This window comes from Kribbella sp. NPDC050470 (assembly GCF_044458365.1).
Taxonomy (GTDB): Bacteria; Actinomycetota; Actinomycetes; order Propionibacteriales; family Kribbellaceae; genus Kribbella.
Map to the genome: position 1 here is coordinate 612,916 of NZ_JBITHV010000001.1, position 19,535 is coordinate 632,450.

Sequence of the window (19,535 nt, forward strand, 5' to 3'; positions counted from 1 at the left end):
GCCTCCAGGTGTTGTCAGACGGCCCTGAGGTCGAAGCCGAGGTATTCGGCCGCGTCCTCGGGATTCGCGACCAGGATCGTCCGGTCGTCGGTGTGGATCATCCGGCCGTAGTGCGTCGACATGTTCTCCTCGAACTCGGCCTGGTCGAAGTAGCCCGGCTCCTCGCCCAGCGCCTCGGAGATCTCGTCGTAGACGACCTCCATCTTGCCGACCGCGTCGACCCTGATCATCGACGGCAGCGGCGTCAGGGTGACGTTGTCCAGTTTGCCCATGACCTCGGCGACGACCTCCCCGACCTGGTTGTTCATCAGCGTGAAACCGCACTTGTTGGACGCGGTGCTGTCGGACTTGAACGGGCTCTCTGCGGTGGTGAAGGTGGTGCTCACTGTGCCAGCTCCTTCGGCTCCTCGAGGCCGAGTCCGACGACGATGCCGCTGAAGCGGCTCTTCGCCCGGTCCAGCCCGTCTTCGAATCGGGGTGGCTTGGTGTCCGGTTGCGACCACAGCGGCTGCAGCGTCCGGGCCGCCTCGATCGCCCGTGACGTCCACTCGGACAGCCAGTCCTGCAGGATCGCCTTGTTGTGGTCGGCGAACTCCCGGTCCGCGGTCAGCAGCTCGAACATCGCCTTGGTGTAGCGCAGGTCGCGCTCGGCGAAGTCGTACTCCGCCGCGCCGATCACCGTCGGTGTCACGAAGTCGCCGTTGCCGGGGGCGGCCTGCTGGACCAGCTGGCTGCGGAACAGCTCGCCGACGAGCGGTTCGAACACGACGTTCGCGGCGAAGATCGCCTCGCACCAGTCGTCGATCGCGGTCAGCCGCTCGGCCAGGTCCCGCACTCCCTGCCAGGCCGGGTCGGAGTTCCAGGTCTCCAGGTGCGCGCTGCCGTCGAAGTCGTCGAGCTCCTCGGACAGGGTCAGGTTGTACAGCGCCAGGTCCTGCGCCGCGCGGATCCGGTGCATGCTGTTCACCGAGATCGCGTTGTTGTGCATGTTGGTCGGCGCCCGCCGGTTCGCGTTCGCGAACAGGTACAGGCCCAGGCCGTGGTCCACGTGCATCCAGGCACCGACATGCTGCTCGATGAACCGGACCCAGTTGCGGTTCCACTGGTCGAAGGCCTTGGTCGCCTTGGCCGCCTCGACGTTCTGGGTGACCTGGCGGACGACGTTGGAGTTGTACCGGTAGAGCGTCATCTCCCATTCTTCGTTCGGGTCCCGGAACTCGTGCCAGCCGAGCGCCGGCCACTCGTAGCCCGTGCCGCCCGTGCCTGGTCCGCGTTCCGGCTCCGGCCGGTCCGATCCCCACGCCTTCAGCACGGTCCAGTCCAGCGGGTAGCCGCCGCGGCCGTCGGAGAACCCGTACAGCCAGCCTTGGCTGAGGTAGTGCCGCGGATCCGGCTGCACCTCGACCGTGACGTCCTCGTAGTGGCTCTGCTTGCGCTTCTGCGGGGTGTAGTAGTTGTACCGGCGGGCCGTCGAGTCCGGGAACACCTTGGCGCCGGCCTCGGCATCGGTGAAGACCGGCTTCGGCACACTCCGTTCCTGAGTGGTGTCCTGTGTGGTCGTCATCTGTTCTCTGCCCCCATCGCCTCGGGATCACCGGCCTCGCCGGTGGTGGTGAACTTGTCGTAGAAGATGCGCTTCTGCGCGACGCCCAGCCGTTCCAGCAGGGGTAGCGCGGCCTCGACCATGGGCGGCGGGCCGCACACGTACGCGTCGGCGCCGGCCAGGTCGTCTTCGTGCCGGGCGACGACGTCGGTGATCAGACCGACCTCGCCGTCCCATTCGTCGTCGCCGGCCGGCTCGGACAGCGCCGGAACGTAGCGGAAGTTCGGCAGCGTGGTGGACAGCGCCCTGAGCTCCTCGTCGAAGCACAGGTCACGCCGGGTGCGCGCGCCGTAGTAGTAGATCGTCGGCCGGTCGATGGCACGCTCGGCCATCGACCGCAGCAGCGCCAGCACCGGCGCCATCCCGGCGCCGCCGCCGAGGAACACCAGCCGTGCGCCGGGGTTGTCGCGCAGCGTGAAGACCCCGAACGGACCCGTCAGGTCGAGCCGGTCGCCGACGGCCAGCCGCTGGTCCAGGTACGACGAGAACAGCCCGCCCGGATAGATCTTGATCACGAACTCGAGCAGGCCCCCGTCCCGGCTGGACGTGTTCGCCATCGAGAACGACCGGGTGGCCGCGGACCCGGGCACCGCGATGTCGACGTACTGGCCGGGGAAGTACTTCAGCTCGCCCGGCTCCAGCAGCCGCAGCACCAGGTGCCGCATGTCGTGCGTGACCGCGGTGTTCGCGACCACCTCGGCGACGCCGGTCTGGATCGGCAGCCCCGAGCGGATCATGTCCTCGTCGTAGTTGAGCAGCTCGATGGTCAGGTCCTCGTACGGGTGCGCCCGGCAGAGCAGCGTGTAGCCCTCGTCCAGCTCGTACTCGGGCAGCGCGAACGTCGAGTAGCGGTCCAGCTCGATGTCGTCGCCGTCGAGCACGAACGACTTGCAGGACGAGCACTGGCCCTCCTTGCAGCCGTGCATCAGCATGACGCCCTGCTCGGCCGCGGCGCGCAGGATCGTCTGCTCCTCGTCGACCTCGATCTCGATGCCGACGGGTTCGAACCGTACGACGTGCTTGTCGCCCATGGGCTCCTCACAGCTGCGTTGACAGGGAGGGGACAGGGGAGAGGACCGGGAGGGCAGACTGGCCCTGCCCTCCCGCGTGGCGGTACGCCGGTCAGGCGTCGACCGGAGCTCTTCCGGCCGGCCCGCCGCGGACGTAGCGGGCTGCGAAGGCCGTCCGCTCGTCGTCGGTCATCTCGTTCAGCAGCACGTTCGGGCTCTGCAGGGGCGGGCAGCGCCGCAGGTGGTCGAGCGTCCACATCTTGTCCGGGTTCAGGTCGAGATGCGGTTGCGCGGTCATCGTCTTGCCGTCGTCACGGACGAAGCCCATGTCCTTGACCACGTCGGCCCAGTTCCAGCCGTGGTACAGCGTCTCCCACTCGCGGTGGCCGATCAGCTGGCCCATGTTCGGCGTCTGCCGGCCCTGGTACGTCGGCCGGAACGCCGTCTCGTCGGTCCACTTGCACATCTCGTGGCAGTAGGTCCGCCACTGGCCGTCGACCTTCGCCATCACCATGTCCTCACGGACCAGGCACGGCACCATGCACGTCCAGCAGCGGTGCGGGTACTCGTAGTCCACGTCCTCGAACACGATCGGGTGGTGACCGTTCGGCACCGAGAGCCGGTTGTAGTTCTCCCACCACTTGCCGTACTTGTCGTACCAGCCGGGGTACTTGTACTCGAACCACTCGAAGTCCTTGTCGGTCATCGGGTCGATCCGCCAGTAGTTCGCCAGCCAGCCGGTGGCGAAGAACTGCGCCACCTCGTGCACGTACCCCTTGTTCCAGATCTGGTTCCAGGCCTCCTCGATCAGGTCGTGCGGGATCTCGAGTCCGTACTTCTCCAGCGGCACCAGGTAGCTGCGGTAGTAGTCGTCGTAGATCCAGCGGCGCCACATCTCGGCGTAGCTCTCGCGGTCCTTGCGGCGGTCCTTGGTGCCGTACTCGATGAAGGTGCCGATCGCCGCGTCGACGACCCGGTGGTTGTTCCACCACGCGTACCGCAGGTCGCGGGCCAGCAGCTGGTGGTTGCCCTCGTCGGCCAGCGCCATCAGCAGGGTCGCGTACCCGTTGCTGATGTGCCGTGACTCGTCGGACTGCACCGAGTGGAACACCGTCGGCAGCAGGTAGTCGCCGTTCGCGGCCGCCTCGGCGGGCATCGCGACGAACAGCGTGTTGGTGAAGGCGGTCTCGGCCACGATGGTGAGGTAGATGCTCGCCGCCGTGATCGCGTCACCGGTGATGAAGCCTTCCGCGAACTGCCGGCCGATGGTCCCGCAGTAGTCGTTCTGGAAGTTGCGCAGGCTGGAGTTGAAGCCTGCCGGGTCGATGTAGTTGTTCATGTACAGGCGCTTGAGGTTCTGCTGGATCGTCGAGTGCCTGACCTCGTCGATCATCTGGATCGCCTGGCCGTTGTGCAACTCGGGGTTCGGCACGGTCCGGAACAGCAGCGGCATCGCCCGGGCCGCCGAGATCTCCGGCAGCGGGATGATGCTCAGGAACAGCTTCTGCCATTCCAGCCAGCGTTCCTGGACCTGGCGGAACATGTTGCCCCGGATCGCTCCGTCCGAGGCGCCGTACACGCGGTGGTCCTTCTCTTCCTGCATCGGGAAGTAGGACCGCAGGACCTGCTTCAGCGGGTCCTTCTTCTGAGCCTTCTGGAACGTGTAGTCGGTCCCGTACTGGGAGACGGGCTCGTGGTACGCAGGCTCCCAGGACAGCTCCTGGATCTTCTGGTGGGCCTTGGCCACACTCTGGCGACTCATGGCTCTCCCTCCCGTGGCTGTGGCCGCCGGATCGGCCCCCGCCGCGTCGGGCACGCGCTGCCGGACGCGGCCGCGGGGCCGCGGGCGTGGGCCCTCGGAGGCGAGCCCACGTCTTGCTCGTAGTTGCAGTACATCGCCACCGCCTTCGCCGGGAGGTCTCAAATTGAGACCCTCGCGGTCAGGGGTCGCCGAGCGCGGCCTTCCGGAGCTCGGCGAGCTCGGCCTTGGTGTCCTGCAGGGGCCGGGAGTCCGCCTGGACGGACGGCCGGATACCGAGCGCGACGAGCAGGTCGGCGGCGGCCGCGCCCGGATCGCCGGTCGTCCCGAGCACGGGATGCAGGCCGGCGTCGACGAGCTGGTGGAAGACCGCGTTCACGATCGTCCACGGGTTGTAGGTCTCGACGGCCGGAATGTCGTCGTCCATCCGGCACCACCTCCGCACTTCGCATCAGACGCCATCGCGGCCGCCGTGGCTGTCTCAATATGAGACAGTCACATTCCCGCCAGAGACTAGGCTCTAGATGGCGATGCCATCTGTCGGGAGGCCTCGTGGACGAAGTGGCACCTGAGTCAGGCGACAGCCGGCTTGCCCAGGCCCGGCTGCGGTTCCTGACGTACGACGCGTTTCCGCTCGGCGACGTGCGCCGACCGGTCCTGGCCTCCTGGGTGCGTTCCCAGCGGTGGAACCTCCCGGCCGACCGGATCGACCTGCCGTACGTCGCGGACCCCGATCTCGAGCTGCCGCTGGCGCGCAGCGCGACCCCGGTGCTGAGCCGGCTCTACGAGCATCTGGCCGGGCAGCCGATCAGCGTGATCCTCACCGAACGCAACGGGCTGGTACTGCGCCGGCTCACCGCCGACGCCCAGCTGAAGCGGCACCTGGACCGGGTCCACCTCGCGCCGGGCTTCAGCTACTCCGAGCAGTTCGCGGGCACCAACGGCATCGGTACGGCGCTCGAGCGCGGCGGGCCGATGCACGTGTTCGGGCACGAGCACTACGCCGAGGACCTGGAGGACCTCGCCTGTGCCGGCGTCCCCATCAAGCACCCGATCAGCGGCAAGATCGTCGGCGCCATCGATCTCACCTGCTGGCGCAAGGACGCCGGATCGCTGCTGATCACGCTGGCCAAGACCACCGCGGACCAGATTCGCGCGGCGCTGCTGCAGGACAGCTCGGCCCGGGAGCAGGAGCTGCTCCAGGAGTACCTGCTGGCCGGCCGCCGCTCCAATGACATGGTGCTCGCGGTCAACGACGACTTGCTGCTGATGAACGCCTACGCACAGCAGAACCTCGACGGCAGCGATCAAGCGGCCGTCCTCGCGCACGCCGCCGACCTGCTGGCCCAGGCCGCGACCAACTCCCTGTCGATCGAGCTTCCGAGCGGGCGACGAGTGCGCCTCACCTGCCGGCGGGTGCCTGAGGACGGACGGGAGACCGGCGCCGTCATCCAGCTCACCGAGCAGACTGCCGGCCGCGGTCTGACGAGTGTGACGGCGCACCGGCCGCCACCACGCCCGGAGCTGCCCGGGATCGCCGGCCGGAGCGCGCCCTGGCTTGCGACCAGCCGGGCCGTGGACAACGCCTACCGCGCCGGGCACTGGATCGTGCTCACCGGCGAGGCGGGGGCCGGAAAGGTGGCGCTGGCCCGGGCGGCCCACCAGCAGAACAACCCGGGTGGGTTGTTCCACCTGGCCGATGCCGCCGAGGCGTCGGACAGCTTCGCGGACGATCTCGAGGCCGAGCTCGCCGACGACACAGTCCAGGCGTTGGTCATCCGGCACGCCGAACGGCTGGGGCCGGCCCAGCTCGACGAGCTGGCCGGCGCCTTGCAGAGCGGAGTCGAGCAGCGCGGGTTGAACCCGCCGTGGGTCGCGTTGACAGTGACGACAGGAGCCTCGAACGGGACCGATCTGGGCGAACTGTTGACGTTGTTCCCCATCACCGTCGATGTGCCACCGCTGCGGCACCACATCGGCGATGTCCGTCAACTGGTTCCGTTCTTCCTGAGCCAGTTGAGCCACGGAGACCTGAGCTGCTCGCCGGACGCGCTGCACCAGCTGCTGCGGTCGGCCTGGCCGGGCAACACCGCGGAACTGCATCAGGTCCTGAAGCAGGTCGTCCAGCACCGGCGCCGTACCGGTGTCATCGTGCCGGCCGACCTGCCCGCCGAGCTGCAGGCGACCAGCCGCCGCAGCCTCAGCCAGCTGGAGGCCCTGGAGCGCGACGCGATCATCCGCAGCCTCCTCGACAACAACGGCAACCGACGCGAGGCCGCCCGGTCACTCGGGATGTCCCGAGCCACCATCTACCGCAAGATCCACGACTACGGGATCCGCTGACCCGCCATTGCCTGTGCCTCGAGGAGGCGGAATCCGCAGGACCTGGCGATGGAGGCTGCCTGCTGAGCCGAGGTGGGGTCGTTGCGCGCGGTGGCCAGGGCGATGAGTGCCTCGGCCTCGAGGTACGGGTACGTGCCGCGGGCGATCGTGAGGCAATCCTCGATCCACTCGATGGCAGACGGCGCGTCGCCGAGCGTCAGGTAGGCCTCTGCCACGGTCGACGCGGTCTGCGCCTGGGCCTTCCGGTCGCGGACGACGATCGCGAGGTGGTGCGCTCGGAGTGCCGCCTGTAGTGCCGCGGCGCCGTCTCCGCGCTGGGAGTAGAGCCTCGCCCACTCGTCCAGCGTGGACAGTTCACCCCTGAGGTACGAGCGGTGCCGGTAAGCCTCCTGTACGTCGGTGAGCAGGTCAGCCGCCTGGTCCGCGGCGCCCAGCATTCGCAGGGTGGTCGCCAGGTTGCCGCGGATGGTGAGCGCCGACATCTCGCGACCGGTCTCGTCGATCCGGAGCGCGGCGGTGAACAGGTCGGCTGCCTCCTGCGGTTCGCCCTGGTAGAGGCGTGTCATGCCGAGACCGTTGAGCGCGATGGCGCGGACGTGGCCGTCCTTCTCGTCGTCGGTCAACGCCAGGGCGCGGCGCATCCACCGCTCGGCCTCGACGAGGTTGCCGCGTTCCTGCTGAAGCCACGCGACCTGGTGCGCCAGGTAGGCGGCGCCTGTGGTCCAGCCGACGGCTACGGCGAGGGCGTGACCGGCGAGGCAGTCGGACAGGGCTTCCTGTTCGCGTCCGATCGCACCGAACGCCTGACCCCGGTTCATGAGCATGGCGGCATGCGCCTGGTGGTCATCGGAGGTCGAGGCGGCGGCCATCCCGGCTTGTGCTGCGCGTAGCCAGCCGTCGGCGTCCCGGCGCATCAGGAAGTATCCCCTGAGTTGGTCGACGATTCGCCACGACAGCTCCTGGTCCTCCGAGCGAGTCGTCACGGTTTCCAGTAGCGCCGGGAGCTCGTCTTCAAGCCATTCGAGTGCCTTGCTCTCCGAGCTGAAGAACCTGGTCGGCTCAGGGTGGGTGGCGAGCCGCACGAGGTGGGGATTGGCCCAATCGATGGCGGCGGTCACCGCTTCGGCGTACCAGGCATGCAGTCTCCCTTGTGCAGCTTCCGCGTCGGGGTCGTCGGCGAGCAGCTGCCGGGAGTAGAGGCCGAGCAGGTCGTGGAACCGGTAGCGGTTCTTCGTCTGCTGCAGCAACATGTTGGCGTCGAGGAGCTCTTCCAGGACGCGTTCGGCCGCGGCCGCCGGACTCGCGAGCAGGATGCCGGTGCTGTCGGCACTGAAGTCGTCGCCGGGGTGCAGACTGCACAGCCGGAAGGCGCGCTGGGCCTCTGAGCTCAGGTCTGCGTAGCTGAGCTGGAAGCTGTTGAGCACGCTGGATTCGCCGAGGCTGAGCTCGGTCAGCCGCCGGTTGCCGTCGTCCAGGCGGCGGGCCAGGTCGGCGACGGTCCACCCTCCTCGGGCGGCGAGTCGGGAGCCTGCGATCCGAAGGGCGAGCGGGAGGCGGCCGCACGCTTCGGCGAGTGCGGTCACACCGTCGGACTCGGCCTCGACGAGCCCATGCGTCGCCGCGATGGCGGTGATCAGCCGGATCGCGTCGTTCTGGGGGAGCGGCTCGAGGTTCACCACGCCCGCCGCGGCCAGGTCCGGCAGTCGCCGGCGGCTGGTGACGATCACGTCGCTGCGGCCGGCCCCCGGTAGCAGCGGCCGGACCTGGGCCGCGTCCTGCGCGTTGTCGAGCAGCACCAGGATCCGGCGGTCGGCGAGCTCGCTGCGGAGCAGTGCGGCGGCTTCGGCTTCGTCGGTTCCGACCCGGCGGGCGGGCACGCCGAGGGCACGGAGGAAGCGGCCGAGTACCTGGATCGGGGCAGGCGTGGCGGTCGTGGCGCTGCCGTGCAGGTCGGCGTACAACTGACCGTCCGGGTATTCCGCACGGAGGCTGTGCGCGGCGGTCAGGGCCAAGGCCGTCTTGCCGACGCCCGCGATTCCGTTGATCAGGACGACCAGGGAGGACAGGGCAGCAGCGCCGGCGAGCGCCGTACGGATCGTCTCGAGCTCGGGCGCGCGGCCGACGAAGTCCGGCGGTGCGGACGGAACCTGCTGGACGACCGATCGCGGTGCTGGTTGTGCCGGAGTCCCATTCTGCTGCCGGAGTACGTCGAGATGGACCGCGCGGAGCCGCTCACCCGGATCGATGCCGAGCTGTTCGGCGAGCGCGGACCGGATCCGGTCATAGGCCGCGAGGGCCTCGGCCTGGCGGTCCGCTGCCGCCAGCGTCTGGATCAGCTCGACGTGCAGCGGCTCGTCCAGCTCGTGGTGCGCGGCGAGGTTTCGCAGTGGCTCCAGCGCCCGTTCGGGATCGCCGAGCTCGCGGGCCAGCTCGGCGAGAGCCCTGGCGGCGGCGGTGCACTCGTTGGAGAGGGCGACGTAGAGCGGGCTGGTGACCATGGACTCCACGTCCGTCGCGCCACGCCACAGCGCCAGGGCGTCCGCAAGCATCGTGAATGCCTCGTCCGGCCCGGCGAGTGCGGCCTGGGCGGTCAAACTGCGGAAGGTCAGCAGGTCGAGCTCGCTGTCGCCGAGTGCCAGCCGGTAGCCGGTGGGGCCGCCGGCGACCACGGTCTGCTCGTCGCCCTCCAGCAGCCTTCGCAACCGCGCGATCCGGGTGTGCAGCAGATTCGCCGCGTTCTCCGGTACGGCGCGCGGCCAGAGGAGATCGATGAGCTCGTCCTGACCGACTGTCGTACCTGCCGCGAGAGCGAGCTTAGCCAGCAAGGTGCGTTGTGGACCGGAGTTGACGGTGACCGGGACGTCGCCCTGCCAGACTTCGAGCGGCCCGAGGATCGCGATCCGCACCGGCCCGGCGACGCCTGCGGTCGCACCGGTGCCCGATCGGCTCGCCTTCGCGGCGGCGTGCAGTTTCACGGCATCCCGTCGATTGAGCGCGAGGGCGGTGGTGATGGCCTCGATCGACTCTCGCTTCGGGCTTCGGGTCCGGCCCTGTTCCAGGTCGCGGATCGCGCCCGCGCTGAGCCCGGCCTGCTCAGCGAGCTCCCGCTGCGTCATCCCGCCGTCCTGCCGAAGCACCCGCAACAACGCCCCGAACCGCTCCGCAGATCTCCCGGACACGAAGAGCATCCTACGGACCCCGAGGAGCTCAGCCCGGCCTGATGCCGTACCGCTCACGTACCTGACCGACAGTTGGAACGCCGTTGAAACCCAGCGCATTCGCCCCGACGACGATCGCTCTGTCCTCGGTTGCGTACTCCTGCGGGGTCGCCCACCCATCCTCGAGCCCAGGTGCTGCGGCGAACGCCCGCAGCACCGCCTCCATCACCCCCGCGGCCTCGTCCTTGGTGGCAGCCTCGACCACCAGTTGCCCGCGCTGCCAGCCGCCGCCGAAACCGAAGTTGCAGTCCCACTCCGCCGAGGTCACGCCGGGGACCGACGTCGCCGCCGCGCGGAACGCCTCCTCGCAGTCGGTGGCCTTTCCGGGCGAGCACGCCGTGACGGCCAGCATCCCGAGCGTCGACGCAAGAACAGCGGGTAACCACCGCATCTGCTGGATCACTCCTCGATCGTGTCTTGGCGGCAACAAGGGTAGTTGTTGTCTTCGGCATCGGTCTGCCCGTAGTCGGCCCGTACTTCGGCGGGCGGGTTTCAGGCTGCGGGGGGCTGTTGCGACCGGATTGGTCGGCCTGCGGGATCGTACGGTCGCCGTCGTGAATCGTCATGTGGACCCGGCGAGCGTCCTGGGTGAGCAGGTCGCCAAGCGAGTCGAGCCGTTCGGGAACGGGGATCGGTACGTGCGCGCGGGGGAGTGGGCGCGGGCCCTGGCCTGGCTGGTGGACTTCCTGGTGGTTGCCCTGGGCATGGGCATTGGCGTGGTTGCCGTCGCGTTGGTGGACCTCCAGTTCGACCTCGGCAATGGAGCGTTGACGCTCGCCCTGTTCGGGCTCGTGGTCGGGTCTCCGCTCGGGTACGGATTGTTCTTCGGCAACGGCCGGGCCTTGGGCGGTGTCCTGGCCGGGACCCAGGTCGTCCGGCTGAAGGACGGCGGCCGGCTGGGCTTCCGGGCGCCGTGGGCGATGGTGGTCCGGATCTTGCTGCTCCCGCTCCTGATCGTCGGCGTGCTGCTCGGCACGCTCGGCGGCGGCGGAGGATCCCCGCCCGGCTCCTTCGTCAGGGGCAGCCTGGACGTCGACGCCACCCGTCGGCTCCGGGCATCACTTCACGCAGTTCCCAACTCGAACTAAGGATCTCTTCTGATGCGTAAATCGATCGTGGCCGCCGCAACGGCGCTGGCCGTCTCCGCGGCCGGAATCGTCGTCGCGGCCCGGCCCACGACCGCGGCGGTCGGCGACGTGCCGGCGGACTGCAGCGTGTTCACCGCGGCGTACCGCTCCGACGGACAACGTCTCACCTATGTGTACGACGGTGGGACGACCAGCACCTCGGAGTACGCCAACGACAATCTCGGCTGGGTGCCGACGTCGTACCAGCAGATCGGCGCCTCCGGTGACGACACCGTCTTCCGCACCACCGGGTACGCCGCTCGCGCGGGCTCGGATCGGCTGTTCAAGGTGACCCGCGAGGGCCACCTGATCGACGGATCCTGGCGCATCATGGCGATGAGTGCCAGCCACATCGGGGTCGGATTCGCCGGAGCCCGCATCCTCGCCTCGGCGTCGCCGTACCTCTATCACGTGGCGGGCACCTCGCTGTACCGCTCCACGGAGAGCTACGTGAATGGTGTGCTGACGCTGTCGACACCGGTGAAGCTGGCCGGCAAAGGCTGGGACACGGTCAACACGCTGGTCTACGAGCGCAGCGGCGGCACCGGTACGGCGGCCGTCGACGTGCTGATCGGCACGAAGGCCAACGGCGAACTCAAGGAGTGGCGGATCAACCGGGCCACCCCGACGACGATCAGCTCGAAGGTCCTGCGGTCGACCGGCTGGGGAGCCTTCACCACCCTCAGCACCGGCTCCTGCGACGCACACCCCGACGGCAGGCCGCTGCTCGGCATCACCGCCACCGGCCGGGTTTCGGTCCACTTCGACGCCAAGAAGACGGACGGCGTCGGCACCGACATCAAGGGTGGCTCGCTCGGCTCCCTCGGCTGGACCGCGAAGGCCTACGGGCAGTAGCCCGGTTCGGTCTGGGTGCACCCGGACGCCTCGGCTCCGAACGGTTCGGCATACTGGGATCGGTATACCAATGAGCCTGGGAGCGTGATGGCGCACAGCGGTGGGTTCGAGTCCGAGGCGGACCGGGTGACCCGGCGGTTGCGTGACGAGATCCTGGATGGCGTGCGCGGTCCCGGCGATCGACTGGTGGAGCGTGACCTGGCCGACGACCTGGGCGTGAGCCGGGTCCCGGTCAGGGAGGCCCTCAAGACGCTCGTCACGGAGGGGCTGGTCACGCTGCGGCCGCGGTCGTGGGCGGTGGTCCGGGAGTTCACCGATACCGACATCGCCGACCTGAGCGAGGTGCGGGCCGCGTTCGAGCCGTTGGCGTTCCGGTTGGCGGCGGAACGCCGTACCCGTGAGGGTTTGGAGCGGCTCAAGCGCGCTCTGGATCAGCAACTCGAAGCGGCGCGAGCGAACGACGCCGTGCGGGCCCGGCGGGCCGCGGGCGACTTCCACGAGATCGTGACCGAGCTGGCCTCGAACGACCTGCTGGTCGAGATCGAGCGCCCGCTGCGCAGCCGGATGCGCTGGCTGCTGGCCCAGCACGACGACCTCGCCGCGGTCGCGGAGCAGCACCGAGGCCTGTACGCCGCCATCGCAGGTCGCGATGTGGTCGAGGTCGAGCGTCTGGTCACGGAACACCTGGCCACCTCGCACGAACTCCAGCGAAGTCGGCTCCGGTAGTTTGGTATACCATTTGCGGCATGACTTCGTTGCTGCTTGCCAACGTCCGCCCATGGGGTGGCGACCCGGTCGATCTACACATCGCCGACGGCGTGATCACGGCGGTGCTGCCGACCGGCGGTGACGGCCCGGCGGGGGAGCGCGTTGACGGTCGCGGTCTGCTCGCGCTGCCCGGCTTCGTCAACGCGCACGCACATGTGGACAAAAGCTGGTGGGGTCAGCCCTGGGTCTCGTACGGCGGCGAGCCCACGACCCAGGGGCGGATCGCACACGAACGGGCCGAGCGGGCGAAGTACGGCATCCCCAGTGCAGCCGGCGCCACCGCGGTGCTGCGGGAGTTCCTCAGGCACGGTACGACGACGACCCGCACCCACGTGGACGTCGACCTCGGGGTCGGTCTCCGTGGCATCGAATGCGTCCGCGAGGCCGCTGCCACCCTCGACCACGCCGTCGCCATGGAGATCGTGGCGTTCCCGCAGGACGGCGTACTGCGGCGACCCGGAGTCATCGACCTGCTCGACCAAGCGGCTTCCGAGGGCGCGACCAGCATCGGCGGTCTCGACCCCGCGTCGATCGACCGCGACCCGGTCGGCCAGCTTGATGCCTTGTTCGCGATCGCCGAGCGGCGCGGGGTCGGGATCGACATCCACCTGCACGACGGCGGCGAGCTCGGCGCCTTCCAGTACGAGCTGATCATCGAACGCACTCGCTCCACCGGGCTGGCCGGCAAGGTGAACGTGTCGCACGGGTTCGCCCTCGGCGAGCTGTCGCCGACCCGCCAGGATCAGCTGGTCGAACAACTCGGCGAAGCCGGCATCTCCTGGACGACGGTCGCCCCGGTCCGGTCCGCGCCGCTGCCGTGGCGCGCGATGCAGGAGGCGGGAGTCGCGATCGGTCTGGGTACGGACGGCATCCGCGATCTGTGGTCGCCGTACGGTGATGGTGACCTGCTTCGGGTCGCCCTCGGGTTCGCTCGGCTGCACGGTCTTCGCACGGACGAGGAGCTCGAGTACGCCGTCCGACTTGCAACCAGGTTCGTCGACCACGATGGAGGCACGTTGGCGCCCGGCGCGCGGGCGGACGTCGTACTGATCGATGCTCAACATGCGCCCGACGCGTTGGTCCGGGCTCCGCGGCGTGAGCTTGTGGTGGCCGGCGGGCGGATCGTCGTCCGCGACGGCGAGCTTGTCGGCTGAGCCACCGTTGCTCAAAACCAGTCGCGCGCCTGCCGTGGTCGGCCAGGCGCTGGGATCGTTGCGCGAGAACCGGCCGTTCCGGCTGCTGTGGTTCTCGAACCTCTTCTTCTTCGGCGGTGTCTGGACCCAGACCTTGGTGCTCGGCTGGCTCGCCTACGAGACCACTCGGTCCGATCTGCTCGTCGCGGTGTTCGCTGCTGCGCGACTCGCGCCGTTGCTGCTGGGGCCGTTCGCCGGTGCGGTCGCCGATCGCCACAACCGGGTACGACTGCTGGTCATCGCGTGCTCGTGGGCGCTCGTCACGGGCAGCGGGGTTGCTGCGCTGACGTCGCTGGACAAGGCGCCGTACTGGGTCCTGCTGGTCGGTGGGCTGGCGGTCGGTCTTGCGCAGTCGCCGTCCCAACCGGCTCGTGCCTCGCTGGTTCTCGACCTGGTCGGGCGGCGCAACCTCAGCAACGCGAACGCCCTGAACTCGATGGCGCTGAACATGACCCAGGTCATCGGCCCGGCGATCGGCGGCCTGATGATCAGCGGGCTGGGTGCGGCGGCGGCGCTGTGGATCTCCACCGTCTGGTACGCGATCTCGCTCGCCATGCTGCTGCCGTTGCGCGGTCTTGGGCACGTTACTCACGAGCACGCCGAATCGGCGGTCCGGATGGTCGTCGGCGGGCTCCGCGCGATCGTTCGGAACCGCCTCGCCAGATCGGTCCTGCTGGTCACGCTGGCGGCGAACATCTTCCTGTGGCCGATCTATCAGGCGTTCATGCCGGTCTTCGCGCACGAGTCGCTCGGCCTCGACGCCGCCGGGCTCGGCTGGTTGCTGACCTGCGGAGGTGTCGGCGGGCTGCTCGGATCGGTAGTGATCGCGGCGCTGGGCGACTTCCGCTGGAAGGGAGCGATGTTCCTCGTCGGCACCGCCTGCTGGGGAACCCTGTGGTCACTGTTCGCCCTGTCGACGAACCCGGCGACGTCGTTCCTCCTGATGGGCGGAATCGGCGTGATGAGCGCAGCCTTCGGCGTACTACAGACGACCCTGCTCTTGATGACCACCGACCCACACCTCCACGGGCGCGCCCTAGGCGTCCAGGAACTGGCCATCGGCATCATGCCCCTGGCATCCCTGGTCCTGGGTGCCCTTGCCAACCACTACGGCGTCGCCCTCACCACCTTCGCCAGCGCCCTCCTCCTCGTCGCCTCGACCCTCACCCTCACCGTTCGAACCCCCAAACTCCTGCGCTACGGCGTGTAGCGGGCGACGAGGGTGTCCATCGCTTCGTCGATGCTTGAGTCGATGCGGCGGCGGGTGGCGTCTTCGTCGTACCAGGTGATGATTTCGCGGGCGCCGGTTTCGAAGGGGATGGTGGCGACGTAGTCGGGGACCACTTGGCGGAGCTTGGTGTTGTCGAAGACTGCGGAGTGGGTCTTGTCGCCCAGGAGGCCGGCTCCCCAGTCAGGGTGTACGGCGGCGATCGCGTCCGAGGGGACGTGGACGATCTGGGCCTGTGTGCCGGCGGCGGTGGCTAGAGCGTTGGCGATCTGGTCCCAGGTGAGGACGTCGTCGGAGGTGATCTGGAAGGCCTCGCCGAGGGTGCGTGGGTGGCCGAGCAGGGGGACCAGTCCGCGGGCGAAGTCGCGGTGGTGGGTCAGTGTCCAGAGCGAGGTCCCGTCGCCGTGCACCACGACGGGCTGGCCGCGGCGCATCCGTTCGACGATCGTCCAGCCGCCGTCGAACGGGACCAGGGTGCGGTCGTAGGTGTGCGAGGGCCGCACGATCGTGACCGGGTAACCCTCCTCGCGGTACAGCGTGGTCAGCAGGTCCTCGCAGGCGATCTTGTTGCGCGAGTACTGCCAGAACGGGTTGCGCAACGGCGTCGACTCGGTGATCGGCAGCCGGTTCGGAGGCGTCTGGTATGCCGAAGCCGAGCTGATGAACACGTACTGGCCGACGTGTCCCCGAAAAGCGTCGGTGCGAGCCCGCACGTGATCGGGAGTGAACGCGACCCAGTCGACCACGACGTCGAAGTCCTGGCCGGCGAGAGCGGCCAAGGACGGCGGATCGTCGACATCGGCGGTGAGCTGCTTCGCCTCCGGCGGGAGTTGGCGGACCGAGGTCTGGCCCCGGTTGGCGACCGTGAGGTCCAGCCCGAGCTCGACGGCTCGCCAGGAGCAGGCCGAGCTGATGATTCCGGTTCCACCGAGAAAGAGAACGCGCATTCGAGCCACTCCAGGCGGGAGATGTGTAAGGTCGGCGTAGTTCAGAACTTGGAGAATGATAACAGTTGAGCCATCCTGGCCTTACAGATGGAGGTGTGATGTGAGCAGTCTCGAGGGCCGCGTCGTCCTGATCACCGGCGCCGGTGGTGGTATCGGTTCGGCGACCGCTCGTACTGTCGTGGCCCAAGGCGGGCATGCGCTGATCCACGACCTCGCGGGACCCGCGCTCGACGCCCTCGCCAAAGAGCTCGGTGACAGCGCCACGCCGCTGGTCGCCGACCTCACCGACCTGGCAGCGGCCAAGCAGCTCTGGTACGACGCTTGGTCCGTCAAGGGCCACGTCGACGTCCTGGTCAACAACGCCGGCGCCTATCCGCCCGCTCCGCTGGACGCCCCGCTCGAGGAATGGCTGAAGGTCTGGGACTTCTCGCTCGACCTGCATCTCAAGGCGCCCGCGGTCCTGTGCCGCGAGGCGGTGACGGCGTACGCCGGACGCGACCGGGGCGGCATCATCATCAACCTGGCGTCGCGCGCAGCGTTTCGCGGCGAGGACCCGGAGTACTGGCACTACGCGGCAGCCAAGGCCGGGGTCGTTGCGATGACGCGCACGATCGCTCGGCAGTACGGCCGCCAAGGTGTGACCGCCTTCGCAGTCGCCCCTGGGTATGTGGACACCGACCTGAACGAGCACTTCCGTGACACGGTCGGCGTCGAGGTCGCCGCGGAGCAGACCGGCCTGGGGGAGGTCGCGCAGCCGCAGGACGTCGCCAACATCATCGCGTTCCTGGCGAGCGGTCTGGCGAAGCATGCGACCGGCACCACGATCGATGTCAACGGAGCGTCGTATGTCCGTTGACACCAGCAGGGCGCGGATGAGTGCGGAGCTGTTCGTCAACGGGACCTGGACCGCAGGCAAGGCCGGCCGCCTGGACAATGTTGACCCAGGCAACGGCCGAACCGTCGGCGCAGTGTCGTTGGCGAGCACCGAGCAGGTGGCGGAGGCGATCGCGGCAGCCGAGGCTGCTTTCGCAGCGCGGTCCGCCACGCCGGCCGCGGCCCGGGGCGACATCCTGCGGCGAGCGGCAGGCCTGCTGGCGGATCGTGTCGAGGAGGCCACCGCGACGATCCTGCTGGAGACCGGGAAGACGGAGGCTGACGCCCGCGGTGAGATCGGCCGGGCCGTGGAGACGCTGCGCTGGAACGGTGAGCAGGCCGGCCGGGTGCAGGCCACGATGTTCCCGGGCGTCGTTGCCGGCTCACGCCGTACGTCGATCCCGACACCGCTCGGCCCGGTCGCGGTGATCACGGCCTGGAACTTCCCGGCGGTGCTGGCCACCCGCAAGCTCGGCGCTGCTCTCGCGGCCGGCTGCACGGTGGTGTTCAAGGCGTCGGAGTTCGCTCCGGCCACCGCGCGACTCGTCGTCGAGGTGCTGGCCGACGCGGGCCTTCCGGCCGGCGTGGTGAACCTGGTCTTCGGTGATCCGCAGGAGGTGTCGGAACAGTTGACCTCGTCCTCGTCGATCAAGGCATTGTCGTTCACCGGGTCGACGGCCGTCGGGAAGGCGTTGGCCGCGCAGGCGGCGCCGAACCTGATCCGCACCGTGCTGGAGCTGGGCGGGCATGCTCCCGTGCTGGTACTGGACGACGCCGACGTAGATCACGCGATCGCCACGACTGCAGCCGCCAAGTTCGGTTCGGCCGGGCAGTCCTGCGTTGCGCCCTCGAGGTACTTCGTTCACGAGTCCCGCTACCGGGAGTTCGTCGACAAGCTCACGGCCAAGGTGAAGTCCTACGTGCTCGGGCACGGCACCGAGGAGGGAGTCACGCTCGGCGCGGTCGCGCATCAAGGGCGTGTGGACGCTTTGGTCCGCCTCACCCGCGACGCCGTCGATCATGGGGCCGTCATCACCACTGGCGGCAGCCAAGCGGCCCGTGACGGGTTCTACTTCGAGCCGACGATCCTCGCCGGACTTCCACTCGACTCCAAGGCCACGATCCTCTCGGAAGAGCCGTTCGGCCCGATCGCGACCGTCTCCTCGTTCAGCACGGTGGACGAGGCGATCGATGCAGCCAACGCGGCGCCGTACTCGTTTGCGGCGTACCTGTTCACGGACAGCATGGCCGTGCGCGACGACGTCGTACGGCGACTGAACGCGTCGAACATCGGTGTCAACCAGTTGGCTCCCTCGCTGCCCGACGTACCGCTGGGTGGCCTGGGCAACTCCGGCTACGGCTACGAAGGCGGGATCGAAGGCATCCTCGCCTTCACCCAGCTTCGCCTCGTCTCCGAAACGCATGTCACCAGGGGAGAATCCCATGCTCGCCGATAACCACTCCTCCCTGGCGCACGTCCGCGACGTCGCCGCGACGACGCGTGAGCCCTATGCACTCGACGCGATCGACCTGGCCCTGTTGAAGATCCTGCTGGCCGACTGCCGTGCGTCGCAGCGCCAGATCGCCACCCTGCTCGGCGTGTCCGCCCCCACCGTCGGTGAGCGGATGGCGCGACTGGAACGCAACGGCGTGATCACCGGGTACCGCGCCCAGGTCGACTGGTCGGTCGTCGGCTACGGGCAGGTCGTGTTCCTCTCCATCGAAGCAGGCCCGGGGTACGACGTCGCCGCGATCATGGCCGCCCTCTGGGAACTGGCCGAAGTCGAAGACGTCACCCTGGTCACCGGAGACCTCGACCTCCTGATCCGCATGCGAGTCCGCGACTACGGCGAACTACGCACCATCCTGATGGACCAGATCTGGCGAATTCCAGGCATCCAACGCACGGCCACCCTCCTGTCCGTAGCCGACATGCCCCCCAAGGACTTCGGCCCCGCCCTCCTCACCAAACTCGACCAGGCAATCGCAGACTGACCGCGACCGGGGGATCGGCCAGGGCGTTCCACGGGCGCGACCGGGCTCGCCGGGGCGCGACGGTTGATGCCTACCCAAGTTCGGGAAGGGCGTGCTGCCATGGCTACGGACGACGGTGTGTGGGACGACTGGGTGCGTACCTACTTCGAGCGGGTCTACCGTCGCGCCTACCGCCTCACGGGCAACAGGCAGGATGCGGAAGACCTGGCGCAGGACGTCTTCGTCCGGGTGTTCCGGTACGTCTCGGCGCCCACTCCGGCGCTGCTGCATGTGATCACCACGAACCTGTTCATCGACCGGGCCCGGGCCAAGCGACGGATCAGGTGGGACCGGCTGGCCGACAACGACCAGCTGCCGGCGAGTGGCGAGGCCCCACCGCCGCAGATCGTCGAGGACCGCATCCTGGCGAGCGACGTGGTCGCGGCGCTGCAGGGGCTGTGCCCCGAGTACCGGGCCGTCGTGGTGCTCCGCGACATCGAGGGTCTGACCTACCGGGAGATTGCGTCAACGCTCGGCCTCAAGATCGGGACCGTGCAAAGTCGCATCCACCGCGGCCGCGCCGGGCTGCGGCACGCGCTCCCGCACCGGGCACCTCGCCAAGCTGCCTGATCAGGCT

General features: G+C 68.9%; 18 protein-coding genes. 10 read left to right on the forward strand and 8 right to left on the reverse strand.

From position 1 onward, the window contains the following. Positions 1–14: 14 nt before the first annotated feature. The 5 genes from mimD to ACIBGM_RS02810 all read right to left on the reverse strand — a co-directional run bounded on the left by mimD (position 15) and on the right by ACIBGM_RS02810 (position 4,799). Positions 15–386 (reverse strand): propane 2-monooxygenase effector subunit MimD, encoded by a 372-nt coding sequence (mimD, locus tag ACIBGM_RS02790; RefSeq protein WP_396384256.1) that lies wholly within the window; start codon positions 384–386, stop codon positions 15–17. Further along, the gene (locus ACIBGM_RS02795) at positions 383–1,564 is read right to left on the reverse strand and encodes a hypothetical protein (RefSeq protein WP_360526753.1); all 1,182 of its coding nucleotides are present in this window, start codon (positions 1,562–1,564) and stop codon (positions 383–385) included. The genes mimD and ACIBGM_RS02795 overlap by 4 nt, the downstream gene beginning before the upstream one ends. Continuing rightward, complete coding sequence (locus ACIBGM_RS02800; RefSeq protein ID WP_396384258.1) at positions 1,561–2,634, reverse strand: NADH:ubiquinone reductase (Na(+)-transporting) subunit F; 1,074 nt, start codon at positions 2,632–2,634, stop codon at positions 1,561–1,563. The genes ACIBGM_RS02795 and ACIBGM_RS02800 overlap by 4 nt, the downstream gene beginning before the upstream one ends. Positions 2,635–2,725: 91 nt before the next feature. Beyond that, positions 2,726–4,375, reverse strand: a complete 1,650-nt coding sequence (locus ACIBGM_RS02805) for a hypothetical protein (RefSeq protein ID WP_360526759.1) — start codon at positions 4,373–4,375, stop codon at positions 2,726–2,728. Between the two features lie 178 nt (positions 4,376–4,553). Further along, positions 4,554–4,799: a hypothetical protein gene (locus ACIBGM_RS02810; protein WP_360526762.1), complete on the reverse strand. Its 246-nt coding sequence runs from the start codon at positions 4,797–4,799 to the stop codon at positions 4,554–4,556. A gap of 125 nt (positions 4,800–4,924) precedes the next feature. On the opposite strand from ACIBGM_RS02810, the gene ACIBGM_RS02815 reads away from it, so the two are divergent. After that, on the forward strand, positions 4,925–6,715 hold the full coding sequence (locus ACIBGM_RS02815) for a GAF domain-containing protein (protein ID WP_360526765.1): 1,791 nt from the start codon (positions 4,925–4,927) through the stop codon (positions 6,713–6,715). Here ACIBGM_RS02815 and ACIBGM_RS02820 read toward each other — a convergent pair. Beyond that, entirely contained in the window at positions 6,700–9,894 is a 3,195-nt protein-coding gene (locus ACIBGM_RS02820; RefSeq protein ID WP_396384260.1) for a BTAD domain-containing putative transcriptional regulator, read from the reverse strand. The genes ACIBGM_RS02815 and ACIBGM_RS02820 overlap by 16 nt on opposite strands. A 28-nt stretch (positions 9,895–9,922) precedes the next feature. Continuing rightward, a complete protein-coding gene (locus ACIBGM_RS02825) occupies positions 9,923–10,324 on the reverse strand; it encodes a hypothetical protein (RefSeq protein ID WP_360526771.1) in 402 nt (133 codons plus the stop codon). Between the two features lie 163 nt (positions 10,325–10,487). Between ACIBGM_RS02825 and ACIBGM_RS02830 the strand changes: the two genes are divergently transcribed. The 5 genes from ACIBGM_RS02830 (at position 10,488) to ACIBGM_RS02850 (ending at position 15,086) form a co-directional block, all read left to right on the forward strand. Continuing rightward, a complete protein-coding gene (locus tag ACIBGM_RS02830) occupies positions 10,488–11,021 on the forward strand; it encodes an RDD family protein (RefSeq protein WP_360526774.1) in 534 nt (177 codons plus the stop codon). Between the two features lie 12 nt (positions 11,022–11,033). After that, on the forward strand, positions 11,034–11,915 hold the full coding sequence (locus tag ACIBGM_RS02835) for a tachylectin-related carbohydrate-binding protein (protein WP_396384262.1): 882 nt from the start codon (positions 11,034–11,036) through the stop codon (positions 11,913–11,915). A gap of 87 nt (positions 11,916–12,002) precedes the next feature. After that, on the forward strand, positions 12,003–12,641 hold the full coding sequence (locus ACIBGM_RS02840; protein ID WP_396384485.1) for a GntR family transcriptional regulator: 639 nt from the start codon (positions 12,003–12,005) through the stop codon (positions 12,639–12,641). A 20-nt stretch (positions 12,642–12,661) separates the two neighbouring features. After that, a complete protein-coding gene (locus tag ACIBGM_RS02845) occupies positions 12,662–13,837 on the forward strand; it encodes an amidohydrolase (RefSeq protein ID WP_396384263.1) in 1,176 nt (391 codons plus the stop codon). 7 nt (positions 13,838–13,844) lie between these two features. Next, positions 13,845–15,086, forward strand: a complete 1,242-nt coding sequence (locus ACIBGM_RS02850) for an MFS transporter (RefSeq protein WP_396384264.1) — start codon at positions 13,845–13,847, stop codon at positions 15,084–15,086. On the opposite strand, the gene ACIBGM_RS02855 is transcribed toward ACIBGM_RS02850, so the two are convergent. Continuing rightward, positions 15,074–16,051: an SDR family oxidoreductase gene (locus ACIBGM_RS02855; RefSeq protein WP_396384265.1), complete on the reverse strand. Its 978-nt coding sequence runs from the start codon at positions 16,049–16,051 to the stop codon at positions 15,074–15,076. The genes ACIBGM_RS02850 and ACIBGM_RS02855 overlap by 13 nt on opposite strands. A gap of 100 nt (positions 16,052–16,151) precedes the next feature. Here ACIBGM_RS02855 and ACIBGM_RS02860 point away from each other — a divergent pair, with 100 nt between their 5' ends. The 4 genes from ACIBGM_RS02860 (at position 16,152) to ACIBGM_RS02875 (ending at position 19,528) form a co-directional block, all read left to right on the forward strand. Next, entirely contained in the window at positions 16,152–16,907 is a 756-nt protein-coding gene (locus tag ACIBGM_RS02860; RefSeq protein WP_396384267.1) for an SDR family NAD(P)-dependent oxidoreductase, read from the forward strand. Beyond that, positions 16,897–18,381 (forward strand): aldehyde dehydrogenase family protein, encoded by a 1,485-nt coding sequence (locus tag ACIBGM_RS02865; RefSeq protein ID WP_396384268.1) that lies wholly within the window; start codon positions 16,897–16,899, stop codon positions 18,379–18,381. The genes ACIBGM_RS02860 and ACIBGM_RS02865 overlap by 11 nt, the downstream gene beginning before the upstream one ends. Next, positions 18,368–18,919 (forward strand): Lrp/AsnC family transcriptional regulator, encoded by a 552-nt coding sequence (locus tag ACIBGM_RS02870; protein WP_396384269.1) that lies wholly within the window; start codon positions 18,368–18,370, stop codon positions 18,917–18,919. Before ACIBGM_RS02865 ends, ACIBGM_RS02870 begins: the two co-directional genes overlap by 14 nt. A gap of 99 nt (positions 18,920–19,018) precedes the next feature. Further along, positions 19,019–19,528, forward strand: coding sequence for a sigma-70 family RNA polymerase sigma factor (locus ACIBGM_RS02875; protein WP_360526798.1), 510 nt, complete (start codon positions 19,019–19,021; stop codon positions 19,526–19,528). Positions 19,529–19,535: the final 7 nt, after the last annotated feature.

Bases quoted from the DNA above. Each gene is read 5' to 3' on its own strand.
- ACIBGM_RS02795 (WP_360526753.1), bottom strand. From the start codon at position 1,564: ATGACGACCACACAGGACACCACTCAGGAACGGAGTGTGCCGAAGCCG.
- ACIBGM_RS02800 (WP_396384258.1), bottom strand. From the start codon at position 2,634: ATGGGCGACAAGCACGTCGTACGGTTCGAACCCGTCGGCATCGAGATC.
- ACIBGM_RS02805 (WP_360526759.1), bottom strand. From the start codon at position 4,375: ATGAGTCGCCAGAGTGTGGCCAAGGCCCACCAGAAGATCCAGGAGCTG.
- ACIBGM_RS02810 (WP_360526762.1), bottom strand. From the start codon at position 4,799: ATGGACGACGACATTCCGGCCGTCGAGACCTACAACCCGTGGACGATC.
- ACIBGM_RS02825 (WP_360526771.1), bottom strand. From the start codon at position 10,324: ATGCGGTGGTTACCCGCTGTTCTTGCGTCGACGCTCGGGATGCTGGCC.
- ACIBGM_RS02835 (WP_396384262.1), top strand. From the start codon at position 11,034: ATGCGTAAATCGATCGTGGCCGCCGCAACGGCGCTGGCCGTCTCCGCG.
- ACIBGM_RS02840 (WP_396384485.1), top strand. From the start codon at position 12,003: ATGGCGCACAGCGGTGGGTTCGAGTCCGAGGCGGACCGGGTGACCCGG.
- ACIBGM_RS02845 (WP_396384263.1), top strand. From the start codon at position 12,662: ATGACTTCGTTGCTGCTTGCCAACGTCCGCCCATGGGGTGGCGACCCG.
- ACIBGM_RS02855 (WP_396384265.1), bottom strand. From the start codon at position 16,051: ATGCGCGTTCTCTTTCTCGGTGGAACCGGAATCATCAGCTCGGCCTGC.
- ACIBGM_RS02865 (WP_396384268.1), top strand. From the start codon at position 16,897: ATGTCCGTTGACACCAGCAGGGCGCGGATGAGTGCGGAGCTGTTCGTC.
- ACIBGM_RS02870 (WP_396384269.1), top strand. From the start codon at position 18,368: ATGCTCGCCGATAACCACTCCTCCCTGGCGCACGTCCGCGACGTCGCC.
- ACIBGM_RS02875 (WP_360526798.1), top strand. From the start codon at position 19,019: ATGGCTACGGACGACGGTGTGTGGGACGACTGGGTGCGTACCTACTTC.